This is a genomic window from Mesorhizobium sp. LNHC252B00 (assembly GCF_000502955.1).
Taxonomy (GTDB): Bacteria; Pseudomonadota; Alphaproteobacteria; order Rhizobiales; family Rhizobiaceae; genus Mesorhizobium.
Genome location: NZ_AYWO01000115.1, coordinates 1 through 529, shown reverse-complemented (window position 1 = coordinate 529; position 529 = coordinate 1). Strand labels below are relative to the sequence as shown.

Annotated in this window: 1 protein-coding gene; it reads left to right on the top strand. The window is 69.0% G+C overall.

Annotated elements, in window-relative coordinates:
- A partial coding sequence (locus X744_RS1000000174775; RefSeq protein ID WP_031261573.1) for a DUF5801 repeats-in-toxin domain-containing protein occupies positions 1 to 529 on the top strand: 529 nt, incomplete at both ends.

Here is a 529-nt window from a genome sequence, read left to right as displayed (position 1 = left end):
CCAGAACCTGACCTTCCTCGATGACGGTCCGACGATCTCGGCGCCGGGCGCCAGCGCCTCGCTGACGGTCGACGAGACCATCCTGGCCACGAATGCGACGGCGAGCTTCGCCAGTGCCTTCACCTCCAGCTACGGCGCCGATGGCGCCGGCACCATCACCTACGCGCTGGGCTTCACTGCCGGCGCAACGGGGCTGGTCGACACGGCAAGCGGCCAGGCGGTGGTGCTGAGCCTCGAGGCTGGCCAGGTGGTCGGCCGTGCGGGCATCGGCGGTGTGATCGTGTTCACGGTCACCACCGACGCGGCGGGCAATGTGACGCTCGACCAGGTGCGGGCGGTCGTCCATCCGACGACGGACCCGAACGAGCCGGTCAGCCTGTCGGCGGACAATCTCGTGACGCTGACGGCAACCATCACCGACAAGGACGGCGACAGCTCCTCGGCCCTACTCAACATCGGCCAGAACCTGACCTTCCTCGATGACGGTCCGACGATCTCGGCGCCGGGCGCCAGCGCCTCGCTGACGGTC